Source organism: Microbacterium schleiferi (assembly GCF_038150145.1).
Lineage (GTDB): Bacteria > Actinomycetota > Actinomycetes > Actinomycetales > Microbacteriaceae > Microbacterium > Microbacterium schleiferi_B.
The window spans coordinates 1-19,710 of the sequence record NZ_JBBWSA010000009.1 but is presented as its reverse complement, the minus strand read 5'-3'; the positions used below and the strand labels follow the sequence as shown (position 1 = coordinate 19,710).

The 19,710-nt window shown below is 65.8% G+C and carries 20 protein-coding genes; 13 read left to right on the top strand and 7 right to left on the bottom strand.

Annotated elements, in window-relative coordinates; all coding sequences use genetic code 11:
- Positions 1 to 98: 98 nt before the first annotated feature.
- The 4 genes from AADH62_RS11175 to AADH62_RS11160 all read left to right on the top strand — a co-directional run bounded on the left by AADH62_RS11175 (position 99) and on the right by AADH62_RS11160 (position 3,921).
- Positions 99 to 1,079 (top strand): TauD/TfdA family dioxygenase, encoded by a 981-nt coding sequence (locus tag AADH62_RS11175; RefSeq protein ID WP_341579545.1) that lies wholly within the window; start codon positions 99 to 101, stop codon positions 1,077 to 1,079.
- A gap of 84 nt (positions 1,080 to 1,163) precedes the next feature.
- Positions 1,164 to 2,183, top strand: coding sequence for a sugar-transfer associated ATP-grasp domain-containing protein (locus AADH62_RS11170; RefSeq protein WP_341579544.1), 1,020 nt, complete (start codon positions 1,164 to 1,166; stop codon positions 2,181 to 2,183).
- Complete coding sequence (locus tag AADH62_RS11165; RefSeq protein ID WP_341579543.1) at positions 2,180 to 2,893, top strand: alanine racemase C-terminal domain-containing protein; 714 nt, start codon at positions 2,180 to 2,182, stop codon at positions 2,891 to 2,893. Before AADH62_RS11170 ends, AADH62_RS11165 begins: the two co-directional genes overlap by 4 nt.
- A complete protein-coding gene (locus AADH62_RS11160; RefSeq protein WP_341579542.1) occupies positions 2,890 to 3,921 on the top strand; it encodes an alanine racemase in 1,032 nt (343 codons plus the stop codon). Before AADH62_RS11165 ends, AADH62_RS11160 begins: the two co-directional genes overlap by 4 nt.
- 136 nt (positions 3,922 to 4,057) lie before the next feature.
- Here the strand turns inward: AADH62_RS11160 and AADH62_RS11155 are convergent, their stop codons facing one another.
- Positions 4,058 to 4,621 carry a DUF3043 domain-containing protein gene (locus AADH62_RS11155; protein ID WP_341579541.1) on the bottom strand — a complete coding sequence of 188 codons (564 nt, stop codon included), beginning with the start codon at positions 4,619 to 4,621 and terminating at the stop codon, positions 4,058 to 4,060.
- A gap of 46 nt (positions 4,622 to 4,667) precedes the next feature.
- Here AADH62_RS11155 and AADH62_RS11150 point away from each other — a divergent pair, with 46 nt between their 5' ends.
- The 6 genes from AADH62_RS11150 to AADH62_RS11125 all read left to right on the top strand — a co-directional run bounded on the left by AADH62_RS11150 (position 4,668) and on the right by AADH62_RS11125 (position 10,549).
- Positions 4,668 to 6,062, top strand: coding sequence for a dipeptidase (locus AADH62_RS11150; RefSeq protein WP_341579540.1), 1,395 nt, complete (start codon positions 4,668 to 4,670; stop codon positions 6,060 to 6,062).
- Between the two features lie 85 nt (positions 6,063 to 6,147).
- Complete coding sequence (gene erpA / locus AADH62_RS11145; RefSeq protein WP_300591495.1) at positions 6,148 to 6,513, top strand: iron-sulfur cluster insertion protein ErpA; 366 nt, start codon at positions 6,148 to 6,150, stop codon at positions 6,511 to 6,513.
- Between the two features lie 138 nt (positions 6,514 to 6,651).
- Positions 6,652 to 7,563 carry a cytochrome c oxidase subunit II gene (gene coxB, locus AADH62_RS11140; RefSeq protein ID WP_341579539.1) on the top strand — a complete coding sequence of 304 codons (912 nt, stop codon included), beginning with the start codon at positions 6,652 to 6,654 and terminating at the stop codon, positions 7,561 to 7,563.
- Entirely contained in the window at positions 7,563 to 9,329 is a 1,767-nt protein-coding gene (gene ctaD, locus AADH62_RS11135) for a cytochrome c oxidase subunit I (protein WP_341579538.1), read from the top strand. The genes coxB and ctaD overlap by 1 nt, the downstream gene beginning before the upstream one ends.
- Positions 9,330 to 9,333: 4 nt before the next feature.
- Complete coding sequence (locus AADH62_RS11130) at positions 9,334 to 9,750, top strand: cytochrome c oxidase subunit 4 (protein WP_341579537.1); 417 nt, start codon at positions 9,334 to 9,336, stop codon at positions 9,748 to 9,750.
- Positions 9,751 to 9,760: 10 nt separating this feature from the next.
- The gene (locus AADH62_RS11125) at positions 9,761 to 10,549 is read left to right on the top strand and encodes a GNAT family N-acetyltransferase (protein WP_341579536.1); all 789 of its coding nucleotides are present in this window, start codon (positions 9,761 to 9,763) and stop codon (positions 10,547 to 10,549) included.
- Here AADH62_RS11125 and AADH62_RS11120 read toward each other — a convergent pair.
- The 6 genes from AADH62_RS11120 to AADH62_RS11095 all read right to left on the bottom strand — a co-directional run bounded on the left by AADH62_RS11120 (position 10,546) and on the right by AADH62_RS11095 (position 16,550).
- Positions 10,546 to 11,460 carry a DMT family transporter gene (locus AADH62_RS11120; RefSeq protein ID WP_341579535.1) on the bottom strand — a complete coding sequence of 305 codons (915 nt, stop codon included), beginning with the start codon at positions 11,458 to 11,460 and terminating at the stop codon, positions 10,546 to 10,548. The genes AADH62_RS11125 and AADH62_RS11120 overlap by 4 nt on opposite strands.
- A gap of 57 nt (positions 11,461 to 11,517) precedes the next feature.
- A complete protein-coding gene (locus tag AADH62_RS11115) occupies positions 11,518 to 11,922 on the bottom strand; it encodes a rhodanese-like domain-containing protein (protein WP_341579534.1) in 405 nt (134 codons plus the stop codon).
- Positions 11,923 to 12,085: 163 nt separating this feature from the next.
- Positions 12,086 to 13,960: a cytochrome b gene (locus tag AADH62_RS11110; protein ID WP_292708162.1), complete on the bottom strand. Its 1,875-nt coding sequence runs from the start codon at positions 13,958 to 13,960 to the stop codon at positions 12,086 to 12,088.
- The gene (locus AADH62_RS11105) at positions 13,957 to 15,036 is read right to left on the bottom strand and encodes a ubiquinol-cytochrome c reductase iron-sulfur subunit (protein WP_331791128.1); all 1,080 of its coding nucleotides are present in this window, start codon (positions 15,034 to 15,036) and stop codon (positions 13,957 to 13,959) included. The genes AADH62_RS11110 and AADH62_RS11105 overlap by 4 nt, the downstream gene beginning before the upstream one ends.
- Before the next feature lie 41 nt (positions 15,037 to 15,077).
- Complete coding sequence (locus tag AADH62_RS11100) at positions 15,078 to 15,881, bottom strand: c-type cytochrome (protein ID WP_300591659.1); 804 nt, start codon at positions 15,879 to 15,881, stop codon at positions 15,078 to 15,080.
- Positions 15,882 to 15,905: 24 nt separating this feature from the next.
- Entirely contained in the window at positions 15,906 to 16,550 is a 645-nt protein-coding gene (locus AADH62_RS11095; protein WP_228178622.1) for a cytochrome c oxidase subunit 3, read from the bottom strand.
- Positions 16,551 to 16,653: 103 nt separating this feature from the next.
- Between AADH62_RS11095 and trpD the strand changes: the two genes are divergently transcribed.
- The 3 genes from trpD to AADH62_RS11080 all read left to right on the top strand — a co-directional run bounded on the left by trpD (position 16,654) and on the right by AADH62_RS11080 (position 19,504).
- Positions 16,654 to 17,715 carry an anthranilate phosphoribosyltransferase gene (gene trpD / locus AADH62_RS11090; protein WP_331791129.1) on the top strand — a complete coding sequence of 354 codons (1,062 nt, stop codon included), beginning with the start codon at positions 16,654 to 16,656 and terminating at the stop codon, positions 17,713 to 17,715.
- Between the two features lie 139 nt (positions 17,716 to 17,854).
- The gene (locus AADH62_RS11085; protein WP_292708168.1) at positions 17,855 to 18,349 is read left to right on the top strand and encodes an aromatic ring-opening dioxygenase LigA; all 495 of its coding nucleotides are present in this window, start codon (positions 17,855 to 17,857) and stop codon (positions 18,347 to 18,349) included.
- A gap of 162 nt (positions 18,350 to 18,511) precedes the next feature.
- Complete coding sequence (locus AADH62_RS11080) at positions 18,512 to 19,504, top strand: PHP domain-containing protein (RefSeq protein ID WP_341579618.1); 993 nt, start codon at positions 18,512 to 18,514, stop codon at positions 19,502 to 19,504.
- Positions 19,505 to 19,710 lie beyond the last annotated feature (206 nt).

Genomic DNA, 19,710 nt, shown 5'->3' with positions numbered 1-19,710 from the left:
CCGAGGAACCTCCTCGGATATACTCCCGACAGCACAACACCGGCATTCGCGTCGTCGAGTGCTTCAGCGCGGCAGTCGCGCCATGGGAAGGAACCTCTGTGATCGAACGTCACATCAAGCCCGAAGTCGCCGCGATCTTCATCGATGTCGCCCGAGGCCGTCGGGGCATTTACTCCGATGACGCAGCCTTCGAGGAACTGCTGGCCGACGCCAAGGCGGCATTCGAAGCCGCGGACCCCGAGACCGTCGAGATCATCCGCCAGTTCGCGCGGGCCGAGGTCCCGGACGGGGGAGTTCTCTTCCACGGTCTCACCGTCGATCAGGACGACATGGGCGAGAGCCCGCGCGACCCGGTGGCCTTTGAAGGCAAGGATCGTGACCCCGTGACGGAGGCTGCGCTGTTGGCGTTTGCGTCGGTGGCAGGCGAGGTCTTCTCGTTCGCGCGCCAGCACCGTGGTGCGCTGATCCAGAACGTGACCCCCATCCCCGGCCACGAGTACGACGCCGTGGGTACGGGGAGCCGGAGCCTGCTCGACTGGCACTCGGAGGACGCGTTCGATGACGCCCACCCGCAGTTCGTGGGGCTGTTCTGCGTCCGTGGTGACGAGCGCGTGCAGACGGCGCTCGCTCCCGTCGACCGCATCGACCTGGCGGCCGAAGACGAGGCGGTCCTGCGCCAGCCGCGCTTCATGCACGGCATCGACAAGGCATCCGGCGGCACGGGTCGCCCCGAAGACGGCGTCCAGGGCGCAGCGCTCTACGGCGAAGATGGCAAGCGTTTCGTCCGCATCGACATGGACTGTGCCGCTGCCGTCACCGGCGATGACGAGGCTGCCGCTGCGCTGAAGGCGTTCCACGACGGCGCCGACAAGGAGGGGATCTACGTGACCCTCGGTGCCGGCGACATCCTGCTCTTCGACAACCGCCGCGTCATGCACGCGCGGACCCCCTTCGAGCCCCGCTACGACGGCACCGACCGTTGGCTGCAGCGCGTCATCATCACCGATGACCTCGGCCGCTCGGCCGAGCGCCGCATCCATCACCACCGTGTGGTGGAAAACGAGCTCGTAAGCGCCTGACATTCGCTGATCGCACGCGGCCGGCCCCCCCGACGGGGGTGCCGGCCGACGTGTGAGGGCAGCACCCTTCGGAAAGAGAGAGCGATGGCATCGCGAGGACTCGGTTCGCGCTTCGGATACATGGTGGCCCGGTTGAAGGTCATCGACCTCCCCTCTGTCATCGAGCGCGCCCGTGAAGTATCAGCCCAGTTCCACAAGTGGACCCCGGCGGTGGTCGTTGATATGTTCTGGCAGGCGACGTTCCACCAGGTCGGATTCCAGGATTACGTGGACTATGACTTCGCCATCCTGAACCGCCGTGAGCGGCGCACGATGATGACGCACCCGCATTCGAACAAGTACTCCTACACGTTCGATGACCCCGAATACCGCGGAATCTTCTACGACAAGTGGGAGTTCGACCGCGTCTTCTCGGAGCACCTCGGTCGTGACTGGATGATGGTCACCGATGAGAACGTCGACGAGCTGCGCGCCTTCGGCGAGGCGCACCCGGTTCTCATCACCAAGAAGCAGGCGGGTCGCTCGGGGGCAGCGATCAACCGGTACTACGCCACCGAGATCGAGGACTGGGCAGACTTCCACGCGCAGCTGCGCGAGCGCGGCGAACTGCTGATCGAAGAGAACATCGTGCAGCATCCGGATGTCGCAGCCGTCTGTGCGGGCACGGTCAACTCGACCCGCGTGGCCGCCTTCTTCGACGGGGAGAAGACCCACATCCTCGCGATCGCGCAGAAGTTCGGCCGTGGACAGGTGGCTGACCAGATGGACTTCGGCGGTTTCTACACGATGCTCGACCCCGAGACCGGAGCGTCGCTCGGGGACGGCTACGACTCGCACGGACACGTTCACAAGCTCCACCCTGATTCGGGCTACCCGATCGCAGAGTTCCAGCTGCCGATGTTCGACGAGGTCATCGCCTTCGTCGATAAGGTCGCCCGTCACGTACCGCAGGTGAAGTACGTCGGCTGGGATATCGCCGTGACTCCCGACGGGCCCGTGCTCATCGAAGGCAACTGGGCTACGGGCGTCTACGAGAACAAGCCGAGCGTGCTCGGCATCCGCACTGGACACCGCCCGCGGTACCAGAAGGCGATGGGCTTTTGATCAGTCCGACCGGGCCGCGCGTTCGGCTGAGCCGTTCGGCGCTCGTTGCCGGCGCCAGCCGGGCGATCGAGGCTGGGGGAGCGGATGCTGTCGCCGACCTTCGCCGCGACGCCTACGGCCATGGCGTGCAGTTCGTTGCCGAGACTCTGGTGCAGGTCGGCATCCGTGCGGCGGTGCTCGATCCGGAGTCCGTCGAGGTGGCGCAGCGCGTCGGGATCGCTACGGTCGCGGACGCACCCACGCTGGATCCAGCCATCGTCTTCGGTTTCCCCGGCGCCTCCACTGCGGTGGACGACGACGCCGCAGGAATCCGCCGGCCGGTTATGAGCCTCGTCGGCTCTGTGCTCTCGATCAAGGCGCTCCGCGCCGGCGAGGGCGTCTCGTACAACTACACCCACATCGCGTCGCAGGACACGCGTATTGCGTTGGTCTCGGGCGGGTTCGGCCAGGGCGTGGCCCGCTCGCTTGGCAACCACGCCTCCGTCGAGATCCGCGGCGAGGTGTACCCCATCGTCGGCCGCGTCGCGATGGATGTCTGCGTCATCGATGTGGGTGAGGCCGACATCGCGCGCGGTGACGAGGTCATCTACTTCGGTGGCCAGGGCCCCGCACGATCAGCGTTGGCAGCGTGGGAGGCGGCATCCGGGCTGACAGCTGCCGAGCTCGTCTGTGCGCTCGGCCTGCGGCTGCCGCGGGAGGTGGTCGCATGAGCGCGCGCATGGTCGTGGACCTCGGCAGGATCCTCGCCGACATCGACGTGCTGCGGGAGCGCATCGCGCCGGCTGAATACATGCTCGTGGTCAAAAACGACGCCTACGGTCACGGCGTCGATCGTGTTGTCGCGGCTGCGGCAGCTCACGGCGTGCGCTGGTTCGGCGCCTTCGATGTGCCGATGGGTGTGAGGGTGCGAGCCGCGGCAGGCCCGGATGCTCGCGTGTTCTCCTGGGTCACGATCACCCCGCCCGAGATCGCTGTAGCGCTGGATGCCGGCATCGAACTCGGTGTCGGCGACGCGTCCTATCTCGAAGACATCGCGGCAGTCTCTGCGGGACGAGCCACCGCCGTGCACATCAAGATCGACACCGGACTTCACCGCAACGGCGTCAGGCCGGAAGACTGGCCCGCATTCGCAGCGCGAGCCGCCGAACTCGAGGCAAGCGGTGACATCCGGGTCGTCGGAATCTGGAGCCACATCGCCGAAACCAGCGACGAAGACGACGACCGGTCCCGTGCCGCCTTCCTCGACGCCATCAGAATCGCCGAGGACGCGGGCCTGCGCCCACAGGTTCGGCACCTCGCTGCGAGTGCTGCGGCTTTCGCGCGGCCGGAGTTCCGGTTCGACCTTGTCCGCTTCGGAGCGTTCAGCTACGGCATCCGTTCGACCGGTGGCCCCGAGCTCGACGGTATCGCGCCAGCGGCTACCCTGATCGCCACCGTGAGCGACGTCGGAGATTCCTCCGTCGAGGTCTCCTATGGGTATCTCGACGGCCTTCCGTCGACGCTTGCGGGCCGGATGTCGGTGGGTACAGCCGCAGGTCCGCGCCTCGTCCGCGAGATCGGCCCGGTATCGATGCTGATCGACCCATGGCCGGGTGCCGCCATCGGCGACGAGGTCTACCTCTTCGGCCCCGGGACGCGCGGCGAGTCAAGTGTGACGACCCTCGCCGAGGCTATCGGTACGGTCGGCGAAGAGATCATCGTCCGCGTCTCACCGCTCGTCCCGCGCATCTACGTCTAACCCGGAGCGCAGCGGAGCGGGGGTGCCGGGTGTCGAGCTGGCATCGGGTCTGGCGGGAGGCCGCGCAGCGGCCGGGGGCATGTCTCGACACCCGGCACCCCCGCGCAGCGGAGCGCGCCAAGCTGCTAGACCGATCTCAGGAGGGGTACTGGCCCCGGCGAACCTGCGCCTTCGGGAGTCGCATGAACCGCATCTGGACGCTACGCATCGAGGCGTACCAGCCGAGCCCCTTCTCGACCTTGCTTGCGCCGAACTTGTCGCTCACGGCGCGCTTGACGCGGATCGAGGTGATGATCATGTCGCCGATCACGAAGAAGATGAACACCCACAGCGCCACGAACGCCCAGTACTGGATGAACTGGAGCGGGATGAAGGTGGCGACGATGACGACGACCATGGCCGGCATCACAGCCTCACCGAGGTGCCAGCCGGCGTCGACGAAGTCGCGCGCGAACTTGCGCTGCGGTCCCTGATCGCGCGCGGGGAGGTACTTCTGCTCGCCGTTGGCCATGCCGATGCGGGCGCGTTCCCGGGCGGAGGCGAGATCAGCCTTGCGCTGCGCTTTCGCTTCCTTGGTGTCGGGAACGAGCGGGCGCTTGCGTGCAGCCTCCTGCTCGGCGCGGCTCGGCGTCGCCTTTCCCTTGCCGACGGTCGACGTCGACGCGTCCTTCGGTGCCTCGGGGGCGGGGGTCTTGGCCACGATGATCCTCGCTGTCGCGTTACGGGTTGTCCTTAAGATTACCCGCATGAGTGATATCGCCTCCCGTTCCGATGCTGTCCGTGACGCCGCCGAGACCGGCATCCCCCGTGCGCTGGCGGATTTGGGCGATCTGGTGCGGATTCCCTCCATCGCCTGGCCGTCGATGGATCAGCAGCAGCTCGTGCGTAGCGCAGAGGCCGTTGCGGCACTGGTTGAGAGCACGGGAGTGTTCGATTCGGTGACCATCAAGCGGGCTGCGATTCCCGGCACCGAGGAGTTCGGACAGCCAGCCGTGCTGGCAACGCGCGCCGCGCGTAACGGTCGCCCGACGGTGCTGCTGTACGCGCACCACGACGTCCAGCCCATCGGCGACGAAGCTCTCTGGGAGACCCCGCCGTTCCAGCCCACGGTTCGGGAGGGGCGGCTCTACGGGCGTGGCGCAGCCGACGACAAGGCTGGCATCATGGCGCACGTCGGTGCGCTCCGTGCGCTCGTCGAGGCGCTGGGTCCAGACTTCGATCTCGGGCTGGCCCTTTTCATCGAAGGCGAAGAAGAGTACGGCTCGCGCTCGTTTGCGCAGTTCCTGAGCGACAACGCGGATGCCCTGCGTGCCGATGTGATCGTCGTCGCCGACTCCGGCAACTGGGATGACCAGACACCGGGGCTGACGGTTTCACTGCGCGGCAATGCCCGCTTCTCTATGCGGGTGCGCACGCTCGAGCACGCATCCCACTCGGGGATGTTCGGGGGAGCGGTACCCGACGCGATGCTCGCCACCATCACGCTGCTGGCGACCCTCTGGGATGCCGAGGGGTCTGTTGCGGTTGAGGGACTGAGCTCGCGAAAGGCCGAAACCCCCGACTACACCGAAGCCACACTGCGTTCGGAGACTGGCTTGCTCGATGGGGTCAGCCCGATCGGCGACGGCTCGATCATCGGACGGATCTGGAACAAACCGTCGGTCACGGTGATCGGCATCGACGCGACCGACGTCGCGTCGGCATCCAACACCCTCTCCCCAGAGGTGACCGTCGTCATCAGCGCCCGTGTCGCGCCGGGCCAGAGCGCAGCGGACGCTTATGCAGCGCTCGAGGCGCACCTCCGTGCCCACGCACCCTTCGGAGCGCACCTGGAGTTCTTCGACGTCGACCTCGGCAATCCGTTCCTCGTCGACACGTCGGGCTGGGCGGTGCAGGACGTTCGCGAGGCACTCGCCGAGGGGTACGGTGTGGACCCGGTCGATATCGGGGTAGGCGGCTCGATCCCGTTCATCGCGGATCTGGTCCGCGAGTTCCCGGGTGCGCAGATCCTCGTCACCGGGGTCGAGGATCCGCACTCCCGTGCTCACAGCCCCAACGAGTCGCTGCACCTGGAGACGTTCCGCCACGCGCTCATCTCGGAGGCGTTGCTGCTGGAGAAACTGGACGCGCGCACGCTCTGACCTCCACGTAGTTCCGCCGTCGTCCTCGGCAGCGGGCGTAGAATTTCAGCATCCACCCCGACGGCTTCAGCCGATAAGGAGAGTCATGACCGACACCGCACTGACCACGGACCAGACCGCCCGCGAGCACGGCGTCGCGCTCACCGACGCCGCGGCAGCCAAGGTCAAGAGCCTGCTCGACCAGGAGGGTCGCGACGACCTGCGCCTGCGCGTGGCTGTTCAGCCCGGCGGATGCAGCGGCCTGATCTACCAGCTGTACTTCGACGAGCGCTACCTCGACGGCGACAAGACCGTCGATTTCGAGGGTGTCGAAGTCATCGTCGACGACATGAGCGTGCCGTACCTGGACGGCGCCACGATCGACTTCAAGGACACGATTTCGGAGCAGGGCTTCACGATCGACAACCCGAACGCGCAGGGTAGCTGCGCGTGTGGTGACAGCTTCCACTGACCCCGAAGCTTAAGCCCGCGAGAAGGCTGACCTTCAGTACCCCGAAAGTGCGTGGATGCTGAGTGGTTGGCCTCAAGCAGGTGTGAGCTTGCCCTAGACTGACCACAGTCACACTTCGCAACGTGGAAAGGTGCGCCTGTGCCATCCAAACGCCGACTCCGCTGGGTTCTTCTACCGGTTGGTGCCGCCGCGGCCCTGGTGCTCGCAGGATGTACGCCGACGGAGCTGAACGGGTTCCTTCCCGGCTTCGTTGAAGACGGAACTCCTGCGACCAACCACACCGAGATGATCTCGGGGCTGTGGGTCAACTCGTGGATCGTGCTGCTGGTTGTCGGCATCATCACGTGGACGCTCATGGGGTGGGCAGCGATCGCATACCGTCGCCGCAAGGGGCAGACCGGCCTTCCGGTTCAGCTGCGGTACAACATGCCGATCGAGATCTTCTACACGATCGTGCCCTTCATCCTCGTGATCGGTTTCTTCGCGTTCACGGCGCGGGACCAGGCGATCATCGAGACGCAGTACGACGACCCGGACGTGTCGATCACCGCGATCGGCAAGCAGTGGGCGTGGGACTTCCAGTACAACGGTGACGAGGAAGACAACTCCGACGCCGTCTGGACGATGGGTATTCAGGCCCAGCCCGACAAGGCCGGCAACATCGACCAGGAGGCGCTGCCGACGCTGTACCTGCCGGTCGACCAGACCGTGCAGATCAAACTGCAGTCGCGGGATGTCATCCACTCGTTCTGGGTCGTCGACTTCCTCTACAAGAAGGACATGTACATCGGGAAGGACAACTACTGGTCCTTCACTCCGACCCGTGAGGGCACCTACGCCGGCCGCTGTGCGGAGCTGTGTGGCGAGTACCACTCGATGATGCTCTTCACCGTCCAGGTCGTCAGCGCCGACGAGTACGAGGCCTACCTCGCAAGTCTCGAGGCAAAGGGTCAGACCGGCGACATCAACGACGCATACGACCGCCTGCAGAACACGCCGAACGATCCCACGGATCCCTCGGTCCAGCAGTCAGATGAGGGGAACGAGTGATGGCCACCACGCTGCCGCTTCAGGACGCGGACTCGTCGCGCCCGCGCACTCTCCCGGCACGGCAGGCGGCGCTGATGTCGTCGTCGCGTGTCGAGCAGAAGGGCAACATCGTCGTCAAGTGGATCACCTCCACTGACCACAAGACGATCGGGTACATGTACCTGATCGCTTCGTTCCTGTTCTTCCTGCTCGGCGGTGTGATGGCGCTCATCATCCGTGCGGAGCTGTTCGAACCCGGCATGCAGGTGCTGCCCACGAAGGAGCAGTACAACCAGTTGTTCACGATGCACGGCACGATCATGCTGCTGATGTTCGCGACTCCGCTGTTCGCCGGGTTTGCGAACGCCATTCTTCCCCTGCAGCTCGGTGCCCCCGACGTCGCGTTCCCCCGCCTGAACGCCTTCGCGTTCTGGCTCTTCCTGTTCGGCTCGATCATCGCGATCTCCGGCTTCCTCACCCCGCAGGGTGCGGCCGCGTTCGGGTGGTTCGCCTACCAACCGCTGGCGAACGCGAGCTTCTCACCGGGGGTCGGCGGCAATCTCTGGATGCTCGGCCTCGGCATGAGCGGTTTCGGCACGATCCTCGGAGCCGTCAACTTCATCACGACCGTGATCACGATGCGCGCCCCCGGCATGACGATGTGGCGGATGCCGATCTTCAGCTGGAACACGCTGGTGACCAGCATCCTGATCCTCATGGCCTTCCCGGTGCTGGCTGCGGCGATCCTCGCCGCGGCGGCAGACCGCGTGCTCGGTGCACAGATCTACAACCCCGAGAACGGTGGCGTGCTGCTGTGGCAGCACCTGTTCTGGTTCTTCGGTCACCCTGAGGTCTACATCATCGCACTGCCGTTCTTCGGCATCGTGACCGAGATCTTCGCGGTGTTCAGCCGCAAGCCGGTCTTCGGCTACAAGACGCTGGTCTACGCGACGATCTCGATCGCCGCACTCTCGGTGGCGGTGTGGGCACACCACATGTACGTCACCGGCGGAGTGCTGCTGCCGTTCTTCGCCCTGATGACCATGCTCATCGCCGTCCCGACGGGCGTGAAGATCTTCAACTGGATCGGAACGATGTGGCGAGGGTCGGTGACCTTCGAGACACCGATGACCTTCGCGCTCGGCTTCCTCGTCTCGTTCGTCTTCGGTGGGCTGACCGGTGTCATCCTCGCGTCGCCGCCGCTGGACTTCGCACTGTCTGACTCGTACTTCGTGGTCGCGCACTTCCACTACGTGATCTTCGGAACCGTCGTGTTCGCGATGTTCGCGGGCTTCTACTTCTGGTGGCCCAAGTGGACCGGTCGGATGCTCAACGAGCGCCTCGGTTACGTGCACTTCTGGTTGCTGTTCATCGGCTTCCACATGACGTTCCTCGTGCAGCACTGGTTGGGTGTCGAGGGTATGGTCCGCCGCTACGCCGACTACGCGGAAGCCGACGGATTCACGTGGCAGAACCAGCTGTCGACGGTCGGCGCGATGCTGCTCGCGGTCTCGATGATTCCGTTCCTTCTGAACGTGTGGATCACCGCCCGCAAGGCTCCGAAGGTCACGGTCAACGACCCCTGGGGCTACGGCGGATCGCTCGAGTGGGCGACCTCGTGCCCGCCGCCGCGACACAACTTCACGTCGATCCCGCGCATCCGCAGTGAGCGTCCGGCGTTCGATCTGAACCACCCTGAAGCTGCTCCGATGACGGTGGGTGTCGGCCCGGCCAAGGACGCTCCGCATACCCCGGTCGTCGATCTTGCCGACGGGAAGGTGAAGTAGTCCGATGCGCACCAACGTCGCGCTCTGGTGGATCCTGGCGGGTTTCTTCGCTCTCGTCGGTGTCGTCTACACCATCTGGAGCCTCATCTGGTACGGCAACCTCGAGTGGGTCGGTACTGTCGCGCTGTTCTTCACGGCCCTGATGGGCGCTCTGGTCGCCTTCTACACGGGTGCGGTTCGACGCGCTCAGGGGGGCGAGCTTCCCGAGGACACCCTCACGGCGGACATCGACGACGGCGATCCCGAGATCGGTGAATTCAGCCCCTGGTCGTGGTGGCCGATCGTCCTCGCGTTCTCGGCAGCCATCGCCATGATCGGTCTGTCGGTGGGCGCGTGGATGGTCCCGATCGGCTTGGGTATCTTCCTGGTTGCCATCGTCGGGTGGGTCTACGAGTACTACCGCGGCTACTTCGCCCGCTGACGTTCCGCGGGTGCGCTCCGTCGAGAACTCTCTCGCCCGCGTCGGTGTCAATGTCGGGTTCGCTCGTGCCGTTGTGACCGGAATGGTGGACGGCAGTCTGCGCGCCTGGGAGTCCGCGGGTGGCACCTCGTATCACGCAGTTCACCCGTATGGGATGTCCCTCATCTGGGGTGACACCGTGGATGCAGAGTTCGATCGGATCATCTCGCACCTGCAGGAGGGCCAGTACCGATCACGGGACGAGTGGTTGCAGATAGATCCGCGATGGGCCGATCTGCCATGGGAACGTGAGCTGACGCGCTCCATCGGTATGAGCGGTCTCAGCATCCGCCAGCGGCTCAACTTCGAGTTCGAGCCGTCGGCGTTCCTCGCCGCGCGACGTGGGGCGGTTCCCGAGGGGTGGTCTCTTGTCCGCGCCGACGAGTCCGATTACCACCGGAGCGGGTCGGTCGTTCCGGCAAGGTTCTGGCGTAGCGCCGGCGACTTCGTGCGTCATGGCGGTGGATGGAGGGCCGAGCGGGACGGGTTCCGTGGTGCTCTCGCCTTCACGTCGTTCCGCTTCGACGACGACCTGGAGATCGGAATCGAGACCCATCCCGAGGCGCGCGGCCAGGGGCTCGCTACGGCCGTCGCCGCGCGCATGATCGGTGATCTCCTGGACCGGGGAATCACGCCGATCTGGTCATGTCGTGACAGCAATCATGCGTCCATCGCGTTGGCGAGCAAGCTCGGGTTCCGACCGACGGTGCGTTTGCCGTACTACGGCATTGCACGAGCTTCGACGCGCGAGACCCGCTAGCGGGCTCGTTGCACGAGCAGCACGCCGCCGATCACGATGACCGCGCCGATGAGCTCGTTCAGCGTGAACCTTTCGCCGAGTACGAGGACACCGAGGCCTACCCCGACGACCGGAATCACGTAGGTCACGGTTGATGCGCCAACGGCGCCCCACTCGCTGACGACTCGCGTGTTCCAGACGTAGACGATTCCTGTGCCGAGGCACCCGAGAGCGACGAGCGCGAGGACCGGGGCCGGGGCCCAGGCGACCGGCGAGAGACCGATGATCGGGAGCAGAGCCAGGGCGAGCGCGCCTGCGACAGCCATTTGTGTCGACGCGATCGTCACGCTGTCGTGGGTGTGGGTTCCCGTGATGAAGCGCCGAATCCAGCCGAGGGCGATGCCATACGAGGCGGTGGCGCCCAGACAAGCGAGCTGCGCGGGAAGAGATGCGGCGAACTCTGGGGAGGAAACGACATCCCACACGCCCATGACGATCGCGACACCGACAGCTCCGATGATCACCCCGACCAGGCGTCGTGCTGTCATCCGTTCGCTGGGGAGCACGACGACGGCCACCAGTGTCGTCCACAGCGGCGTTGTCGCGTTCAGAATCGCCGACAGCCCGGATGGCAGGCTCTGAGCAGCCCAAGCGAAGAGCAGGAACGGCAGAAGGCAGAAGAAGACTGCCACGACGATCATGTGCAGCCACAGGCGGCGTTCGCGTGGCCACCGTCGACGCGTGAGCGCCATGATCGCGGCGAGTGTCACAGAGCCCAGGATGATGCGTCCCAGGGCAACCTGTGCGGGGTCGAAGGCGCCGACCGCGACCTTCATGAACAGGAAGCTTGCACCCCACACCAGAGACAGCGCCGCGAACATGATAGCGACCGTGGTGTTTCGGGTCGGCGCGAGGAGTGGAGAAGCGGACACGATGGTGACGCTATCCGGTGCGACCGACCCGGCGCTGGCGGGAATCGGACCCCGCCTTCATCCGCGGACCACCATCACCAGCGGGTCGAACACGCGGGGGAGTGGACCCTCGTTGTTCTCGGTCGGTTGACCTTCCCGCGCCCAGTACTCGTACCCGCCGATCATCTCCTTGACCGCGTAGCCGAGCTTCGCGAACTCGAGAGCCCCCTTGACGCCGGCATTGCAGCCCGGGCTCCAGCAGTAGACGACCACGGTGGCATCCGCGGCGATCTCACGCGGGGCGCGCTCCGCGATCTCGCGGTAGGGCATATGGATCGCGCCGGTGATGCGTCCCTGGCGCCAGGCGTCGACGCCGCGCACATCGACGAGCACGATGTCTTCTCCGGCCTTCTGAGCGGCGTACACGTCCGACGGATCGGTCTCGTGGGCGAGGCGGGTGGCGAAGAAGTCTGCGCTGCTCATGATGCCGACACTAGAGGCAAGTCATGACATTGAGAGCGCCGCAGGCACCCTCCTGCGGCCACGTTTCGGCCGGATCCTGCCATTGCCCGCTGCAGTGAGATGCGGGCAACGGCGCGGGCCCGACATCCGTGGATGCCGGGCCCGCGCACTGGTTGATTCGGGACTACTTCGTGTCGCCGCTGGGGTGAACGTCGTCGTCAGGATCGACATCCGTGTTCGACGTGCCCTTATCGGCAGCCGTGTTCTCCACGACCTCGTCCGTGACGATCACGTTCGTCGGGCGAACAGCCGTCTCGGACTGCTTGCCGTCGGTGATCGGGTGGTGCGGAGCATCCGGAACCCCGGCGCGCTCGTGCATCGCCTGGATCTCGGCATCCTCCTGCTCGGCGATGTGGTCGAGCTCGTGGTGCTGGTGCGAGAGCGCCTCGTCGACCTCGGCCTGCGTGACAGGAGCGAGGCGGTCTTCGAAGAACCAGCGCGACAGCGAGGCACGGAAGTTCTGGTGCCACGGAATCTGCCCACCCGAGTTCGGACGAACGACCAGCGGCTCGTAGATCTCGAAGTCCACGAGCTTCCAGCGCTCGTACTCGTCGACGGGCTGGTGAACCTCGATGTACTCACCACCGGGGAGGCGGACGATGCGGCCCGACTCGTAGCCGTGAAGGGCGATCTCGCGGTCCTTCTTCTGGAGCGCGATAGCGATGCGCTTCGTGACGAAGTAGGCGATGACCGGACCCACGAACAGCAGAGCCTGCAGCGTGTGGATGACACCCTCCATCGTCACCCAGAAGTGGGTGGCGATGATGTCGGAGGATGCCGCTGCCCACAGCACCGCGTAGAAGGTGACGCCGGCGGCGCCGATGGCGGTGCGGGTCGGGGCGTTGCGCGGACGCTGCGCGATGTGGTGCTCGCGCTTGTCGCCGGTGATCCACGCCTCGATGAAGGGGTAGAACGCGACCAGGGCGATGAAGAGCACCAGCACCGTGATCGGCAGGATGATGTTCCACGACCAGGTGTGATCCCAGAAGACCGTCTCGAGGTGCGGCGGCACGAGACGTAGCGCACCGTCGGCGAATCCGATGTACCAGTCAGGCTGGGTACCCGCAGACACCGGCGAGGGGTCATAGGGACCGTAGTTCCAGACCGGGTTGATCGTGAAGAGGGATGCGATCAGCACGATCACACCGAAGACGATGAAGAAGAATCCACCCATCTTCGAGGCGTACACCGGGAGCATCGGGTAGCCCACGACGTTGTCGTTCGACCGGCCGGGGCCGGCGAACTGCGTGTGCTTGTTGATGATCATGAGGATCAGGTGTGCCGCGAGCAGCGCGACCAGGATCGCCGGCAGCAGCAGGATGTGCAGTGTGTACAGGCGTCCGACGATCTGCATGCCGGGGAACTCGCCGCCGAACAGCAGGAACGAGGTCCAGGTGCCGATCAGCGGGATGCCCTTGATCATGCCGTCGATGATTCGGAGGCCATTGCCCGAGAGCAGGTCGTCGGGGAGCGAGTAGCCGGTGAAGCCCTCACCCATCGCGAGGACGAACAGCACGAAGCCGATCAGCCAGTTCAGTTCACGCGGCTTGCGGAACGCGCCGGTGAAGAACACTCGCAGCATGTGCACACCGATACCGGCGATGAACACGAGCGCTGCCCAGTGGTGGATCTGGCGCACCAGCAGACCGCCGCGGATGTCGAACGAGATCCGCAGGGTCGAGTCCAGCGCCGCCGACATCTCCACGCCACGCATCGGGATGTAGGCGCCCGTGTAGTGGGTGGGAACCATCGAGGCCTGGAAGAAGAACGTCAGGAACGTTCCCGAGAGCAGGACGACGACGAAGCTCCACAGCGCGATCTCACCGAGCATGAACGACCAGTGGTCGGGGAAGATCTTGCGACCGAGCTCTTTGACCAGTCCCGAGAGGCTGGTGCGCTCGTCGAGGTAGTTGGCGGTGGCGCCGACGAATCGGCCGCCGAGCGGCTTTTCTCTGGTGGTACCGACGGCCGTCTCGTCAGTAGCGGTGGCGGTGCTCAATGGCGCTCCCAGAAGCTCGGGCCGACGGGTTCGGTGAAGTCGCTCTGCGCGACGAGGTAGCCCTCGTCATCCACCTCGATGGGCAGCTGTGGCAGCGGGCGGGCAGCGGGGCCGAAGATGACCTTCGCGCCGTCCGACACGTCGAACTGCGACTGGTGGCAGGGGCACAGCAGGTGGTGCGTCTGCTGCTCGTAGAGAGCCACCGGGCAGCCGACGTGGGTGCAGACCTTCGAGTACGCGACGATGCCATCGTACGACCAGCTTGCCCGCTCGGGCGTCTCGGTGATCTGCTCGGGGAGCATGCGCACCAGCAGCACGATGGCCTTGGCCTTTTCTTCGAGGTAGCCCTCTTCGTGGCTGAGGTCGGCGAGCGGCTCGGGGATCACGTGGACTGCCGAGCCGAGGGTGACCTCGGATGCCTTGATCGGCGTTCCCTCGGGGTCCTTGGCAAGACGCATCCCCGGCTTCCACATCGTGTGGCTGAGCAGATACACCGGGTTGCCCGCGTTCGGGCGCTCGGGGGTGTTCTCGGGGGCGAGGCCGCGGAAGAGGGTGATGGCCGGGAGGATCGAGGCGATCAGAGCGGCGAAGAGGCCGCCCCGGATGACGGTGCGCCGACCGAACCCGGACTCTTCGTTGGCCGCTTCGAAGACAGCGACGGCGCCCGCACGCGTCGCGTCGGTGCCGCGGGTGGGGTGGCGCGCCTCGGTGTGCTCCTTGTCGGACATCACCGCCTTGGACCAGTGGATCGCCGCGACACCGATCGCCAGCAGCGCGAGGGCGATGCCGAGGCCGATGAAGAGGTTGTTGTCGCGGATCGCGGGGATCTCACCGCTCTCGATCGGGAAGATCATGTAGGCGGCGACCGCCCACAGTGACCCCGCGACCGAGATGTAGAAGAGCGTGTAGATCGTGCGGACGGCGCGCTTCATCGCCGCCGGGTCCTTGTCAGTCATCCGCTCACGGTGCGGCGGAAGCTCGGGGTTACGCACGGGGTCGGTGACGGCGACGGCCGTTCCCGACAAGGGCTGGTACGACGCCCTGTCGAGGCCGTGCGGGTCGTCCTCGTGTGCCATGGTGCTCCTCTAGCGTCTTGCTACGTATTCGGTCTGCGGGGTCAGTTGGATTTCGCCGTGATCCACACGGTGATGCCGATCAGGGTGCTGATTCCGAAGATCCAGATGAACAGACCCTCAGCGACCGGTCCGAGCGACCCGAGTTTGAACCCGCCGGGGGACTCGGTCTGCTGGATGTACAGCAGCGACGAGATGATGTCTCGCTTGTCCTCGTCGGTCAGGTACATGTTGTTGAACACCGGCATGTTCTGGGGGCCGGTGACCATGGCTGCGTAGATGTGCAGGGCGCTCACCTCGGTCAGGGCCGGAGCGTACTTGCCCTCCGTCAGGGCGCCACCGGCGCCGGCGACGTTGTGGCACATCGCGCAGTTGATGCGGAACAGCTCAGCTCCGCGCGCGACATCGCCTTCACCGTCGAGGATCTCCGGGTCCGGGAAGTCGGGACCCGGCGCGACGGACTGCACGTAGTTGGCCATCGCGAGGATCTGATCGTCGGTGAACTGCACCGGCTTCTGGGGAGCCTGAGGACCCTGCATCTGCAGCGGCATCCGGCCGGTCCCGACCTGGAAGTCGACGGCGACAGCCCCGACACCGTAGAGGGACGGGCCGTTCTCGGTGCCCTGCAGGTCAAGTCCGTGGCAGGTAGCGCAGTTGGCCTGGAACAGCTTCTTGCCGTCTTCGATCGTGAGGCTCGTGGCTGTTGCGGTGTCAGGCTCGGTGGCTGCCATCGCGGCGGAGGCGCCAGCGTAGACGCCGCCGGTGATGAGCAGTCCGATGCCGATGAGCGCGGTCGCGGCCCACGGGCTGCGGCGGCCGGTGGAGCGGCGCTTGGTCTGTCGTGCCATGAGGGTGATTCAGCTCCGCTCGGGTTACTTGAGGAAGTAGATGACGAAGAACAGGGCGATCCAGACGACGTCGACGAAGTGCCAGTAGTACGACACGACGATCGAGGAGGTCATCTCCTTGCGGCCGAAGTTCTTGACCGCGAAGGCGCGTCCGATCACCAGGAGGAAGGCGATGAGACCGCCGGTCACGTGGAGGGCGTGGAAGCCGGTCGTCAGGTAGAAGGCCGAAGCGTAGGCATTCGCCTGGATGGGCATCCCTTCGGCGACGAGCTGGGCGTACTCCCACACCTGGCCCGACACGAAGATGGCGCCGAGGGCGAATGTCAGCCAGAACCACTCGACCATGCCCCAGCGGTCGCGGAACCTGTTGGTCTTGACCGTGTACGGCTGGAAGCGCTCAGCAGCGAACACACCCATCTGGCAGGTGACGGATGAGAGCACCAGGATCGTGGTGTTGACCGCGGCGAACGGAACGTTCAGCAGCTGGGTCTCTTGGGCCCACAGGTCGGGGGAGGTGCTTCGCAGTGTGAAATAGATCGCGAAAAGGCCGGCGAAGAACATGACTTCGCTGCCGAGCCACACGATTGTTCCAACTGCGACCGGGTCGGGTCGCTTGACCGACCGCATGGCCTGGGAGTACGTCGCTGAGCTGGTGGTCACATTCTTCATTATGGCTGAAGATTTGCCTGGGGTTTCGCATGAGCCACCACTGATGTGAGGTGGTTTGCGACTTAGGTGCACCTCAGTTGCCCGTCCCGCTACGCTCGGAGCCATGACCCAGCAGTCGTCATGGTCCTCGATCATCAGCGCCCTCCTCGAGGGTAAGGACCTCAGCGTGTCGGAGTCGACGTGGGCAATGCGCCAGATCATGGCTGGGGAGGCGACTGCCTCGCAGTTGGCCGGATTCCTCATCGCCCTCCGCGCCAAGGGCGAGACCGTCGATGAGATCGTGGGTTTCCGCGACGCAATCCTCGAGGCTGCGCTCCCGCTTCCCGTGGATCCTCACGTCCTGGACATCGTCGGAACCGGTGGAGACCGTCATCGCACCGTCAATGTGTCTACGACAGCATCGATCGTCGCCGCTGCCGCCGGCATCCCGGTCGTCAAGCACGGGAACAAGGCGGCGAGTTCTGCATCCGGGTCTTCCGACGTCCTCTCGGCGCTCGGCATTGATCTTCGCCTCTCGCCGGATGCCGTCGCCGAGGTCCTCGACCGCGCCGGCATCACCTTCGCCTTCGCTGCCGCATTCCACCCCGGATTCCGGCACGCCGGGCCCACGCGCGCCGAGCTCGGGGTTCCGACCGTCTTCAATTTCCTCGGCCCGCTGTGCAACCCCGCCCGTGCCGAGGCGAACGCGGTGGGCGTCGCGCACCTGGACCGCGTTCCTCTGATCACCGGCGTGTTCCGCACCCGCGGCGCAACAGCGCTGGTGTTCCGCGGCGACGACGGGCTCGATGAACTGACCACCACCGGACACAGCCGGATCTGGGAAGTGTCGCGCGGCGACATCCACGAGCACGATCTCGATCCGCGGGATCTCGGCATCCCGCTTGCGATGCTCGACGATCTTCGCGGTGGCGCGCCCGAGCACAACGCCGAGATCGTCCGGCGTGTGCTGGCGGGCGAGACGGGGCCGGTGCGTGACATTGTGCTGCTGAACGCGGCAGCGGGGATCGTGGCGTTCCGGCTGTCGCAGGATGCCGCGCAGGCGCAGGTGCCCATTGTTGAGCGCCTGCGGGAGGCGCAAGTGGACGCCGCTGCGGCTATCGACTCAGGTGCTGCTGCCGCAAAGCTGGACGCGTGGGCCGAGGCGACCGCTGCGCTCGCGCCCTGACCTGGGTCATTCACCGAATTTCTCGTCGGGGGACCTACGTCACTTTCCGTAGGCCAGCCGGCTTCGTACCGTGGATGTCGACGGTGAGAGACACCGTCGAATCCCCCCGACGATGCATGTCCCTGAAGGAGAAATCGCCATGTCCGCCACCGACACAGCCAGCGCCACTGACACCGTTCAGGCGCCCGCCCGCAACCTCGGTCTCGTGAAGGTGGTGGGGATCCTCGGCATCGTCGGCGGCGCCCTGCTCATCATCGTGGGCATCGTCGTGTGGGCTACCGTCTCGAGCCAGCTGCGCGCCGAGAACATCACCATCCCCGAGGACGCGATCGCCTTCCAGGGCCAGACGGTCGCCGGCCCCTTCACCGCCTACGTTCAGGCCGACATCATTCAGCACCACGCCCTCGAGGCATCCGGCGGTGCCACTTACGCCGAGCTCGACCGCGAGGACCCGGTGCGCGCGACCATGATGAACGCATCGTTCCTGCGGGCATCCCTGTTCACCTCGGTCGTCAGCTTTGGTGTCTCCGCTTTCGCGATGGGGATCGGTGTGCTCTCGATCCTGTTCGGCTGGGCTCTCCACCGCCTCGCCAGTGCCCCCGTCGTCGTCAAGCGCGCGGGAGTCACACCCTGACGCGCTGACGTCCCGCCGACCCTCCTCGCGGAGGTAGGACTTCTCCCGGGCGTAGGTCGATCGCAACTGCAATCGACCTACGCCCGGGATTTTGCCTACCTGCAGAAGGCGATGCGCGCGTCGGCGGGGCGTGTCAGGCTGGGCGACATGAGCGAGCCGGAGCTGCAGCCATACGACGCGCTGATCGAGATCGCGCTGCTGCTGGAGCGGGAGCGGGCGATCCGCTACAAGGCGAAGGCGTTTCGTACTGCCGCGGCAGCGATCGAGGGGCTGGATGCCGCGCAGCTGGCCGATACGGCGGGGTTGCGGCGCCGGAAGGGGATCGGTGAGTCGACCCTGGCGGTGATCGTTCAGGCCCGGGAGGGGCGCGTGCCGGACTACCTCGCGGAACTGCGGGAGCGGGCCGGCATCCGACCGTCTGCGCTTGGCGCGCTGCTGCGCGGCGACCTTCACAGCCATTCGGACTGGTCGGACGGCACGACGCCGATCGCGGCGATGGTGAAGGCTGCGCGCGAACTCGGACGGGAGTATCTCGCGCTCACCGACCACTCGCCGCGGCTGCGCGTGGCAAACGGCCTGTCGGCGCAGCGGCTTCGCGATCAGATCCCGATCGTGGAGAGCTTTCGCGACGACCGGTTCACCCTGCTCACGGGCATCGAGGTCGACATCCTCGAAGACGGCGGGCTCGATCAGCAGGATGAACTGCTGCGCTCGCTGGAGATCGTCGTGGCATCCGTTCACTCGAAGCTGCGGATGGAGCGCGGCCCCATGACGGCGAGGATGCTGCGCGCCGTGCGAAGCGGCAGGATCGATGTGCTCGGTCACGTCACAGGGCGACTCGTCTCCGGTCAGCGGGGGACGAGGCCCCCATCTGATTTCGACGCGGATCGGGTGTTCGAGGCCTGCGCGGAAGCCGGTGTCGCTGTCGAGATCAACTCGCGGCCGGAACGCGAGGACCCGCCCGATGAACTGATCGCGCTCGCCCTCACGAAGGGATGTCTGTTCTCGATCGACTCCGACGCCCATGCGCCGGGTCATCTGTCGCTGTTGGACTACGGCGCGGAGCGCGCAGAACGGTTGGGAGTTCCGCCGGAGCGGATCGTCACGACGTGGCCGCTGGCGCGCCTGCGGGAGTGGACAGCGACGCGACGTTGAGCGCGGGCGTCGTCAGTTGCAGGTGCAGAGCTGGTCTTTGGGAACGCCAGCGAGGGCCTGCTCGACGTGCATGCCGCAGCCGGTCCAGGTGATCTTGCCGCATGACGAGCAACGAATCTGAGAGCACATGGGGATGTCCTTCCGGGGTCTGGTTGGTGATGTTCGATAACTACGATACCCCTGGGGGTATAAGGGGCGCAACCTGA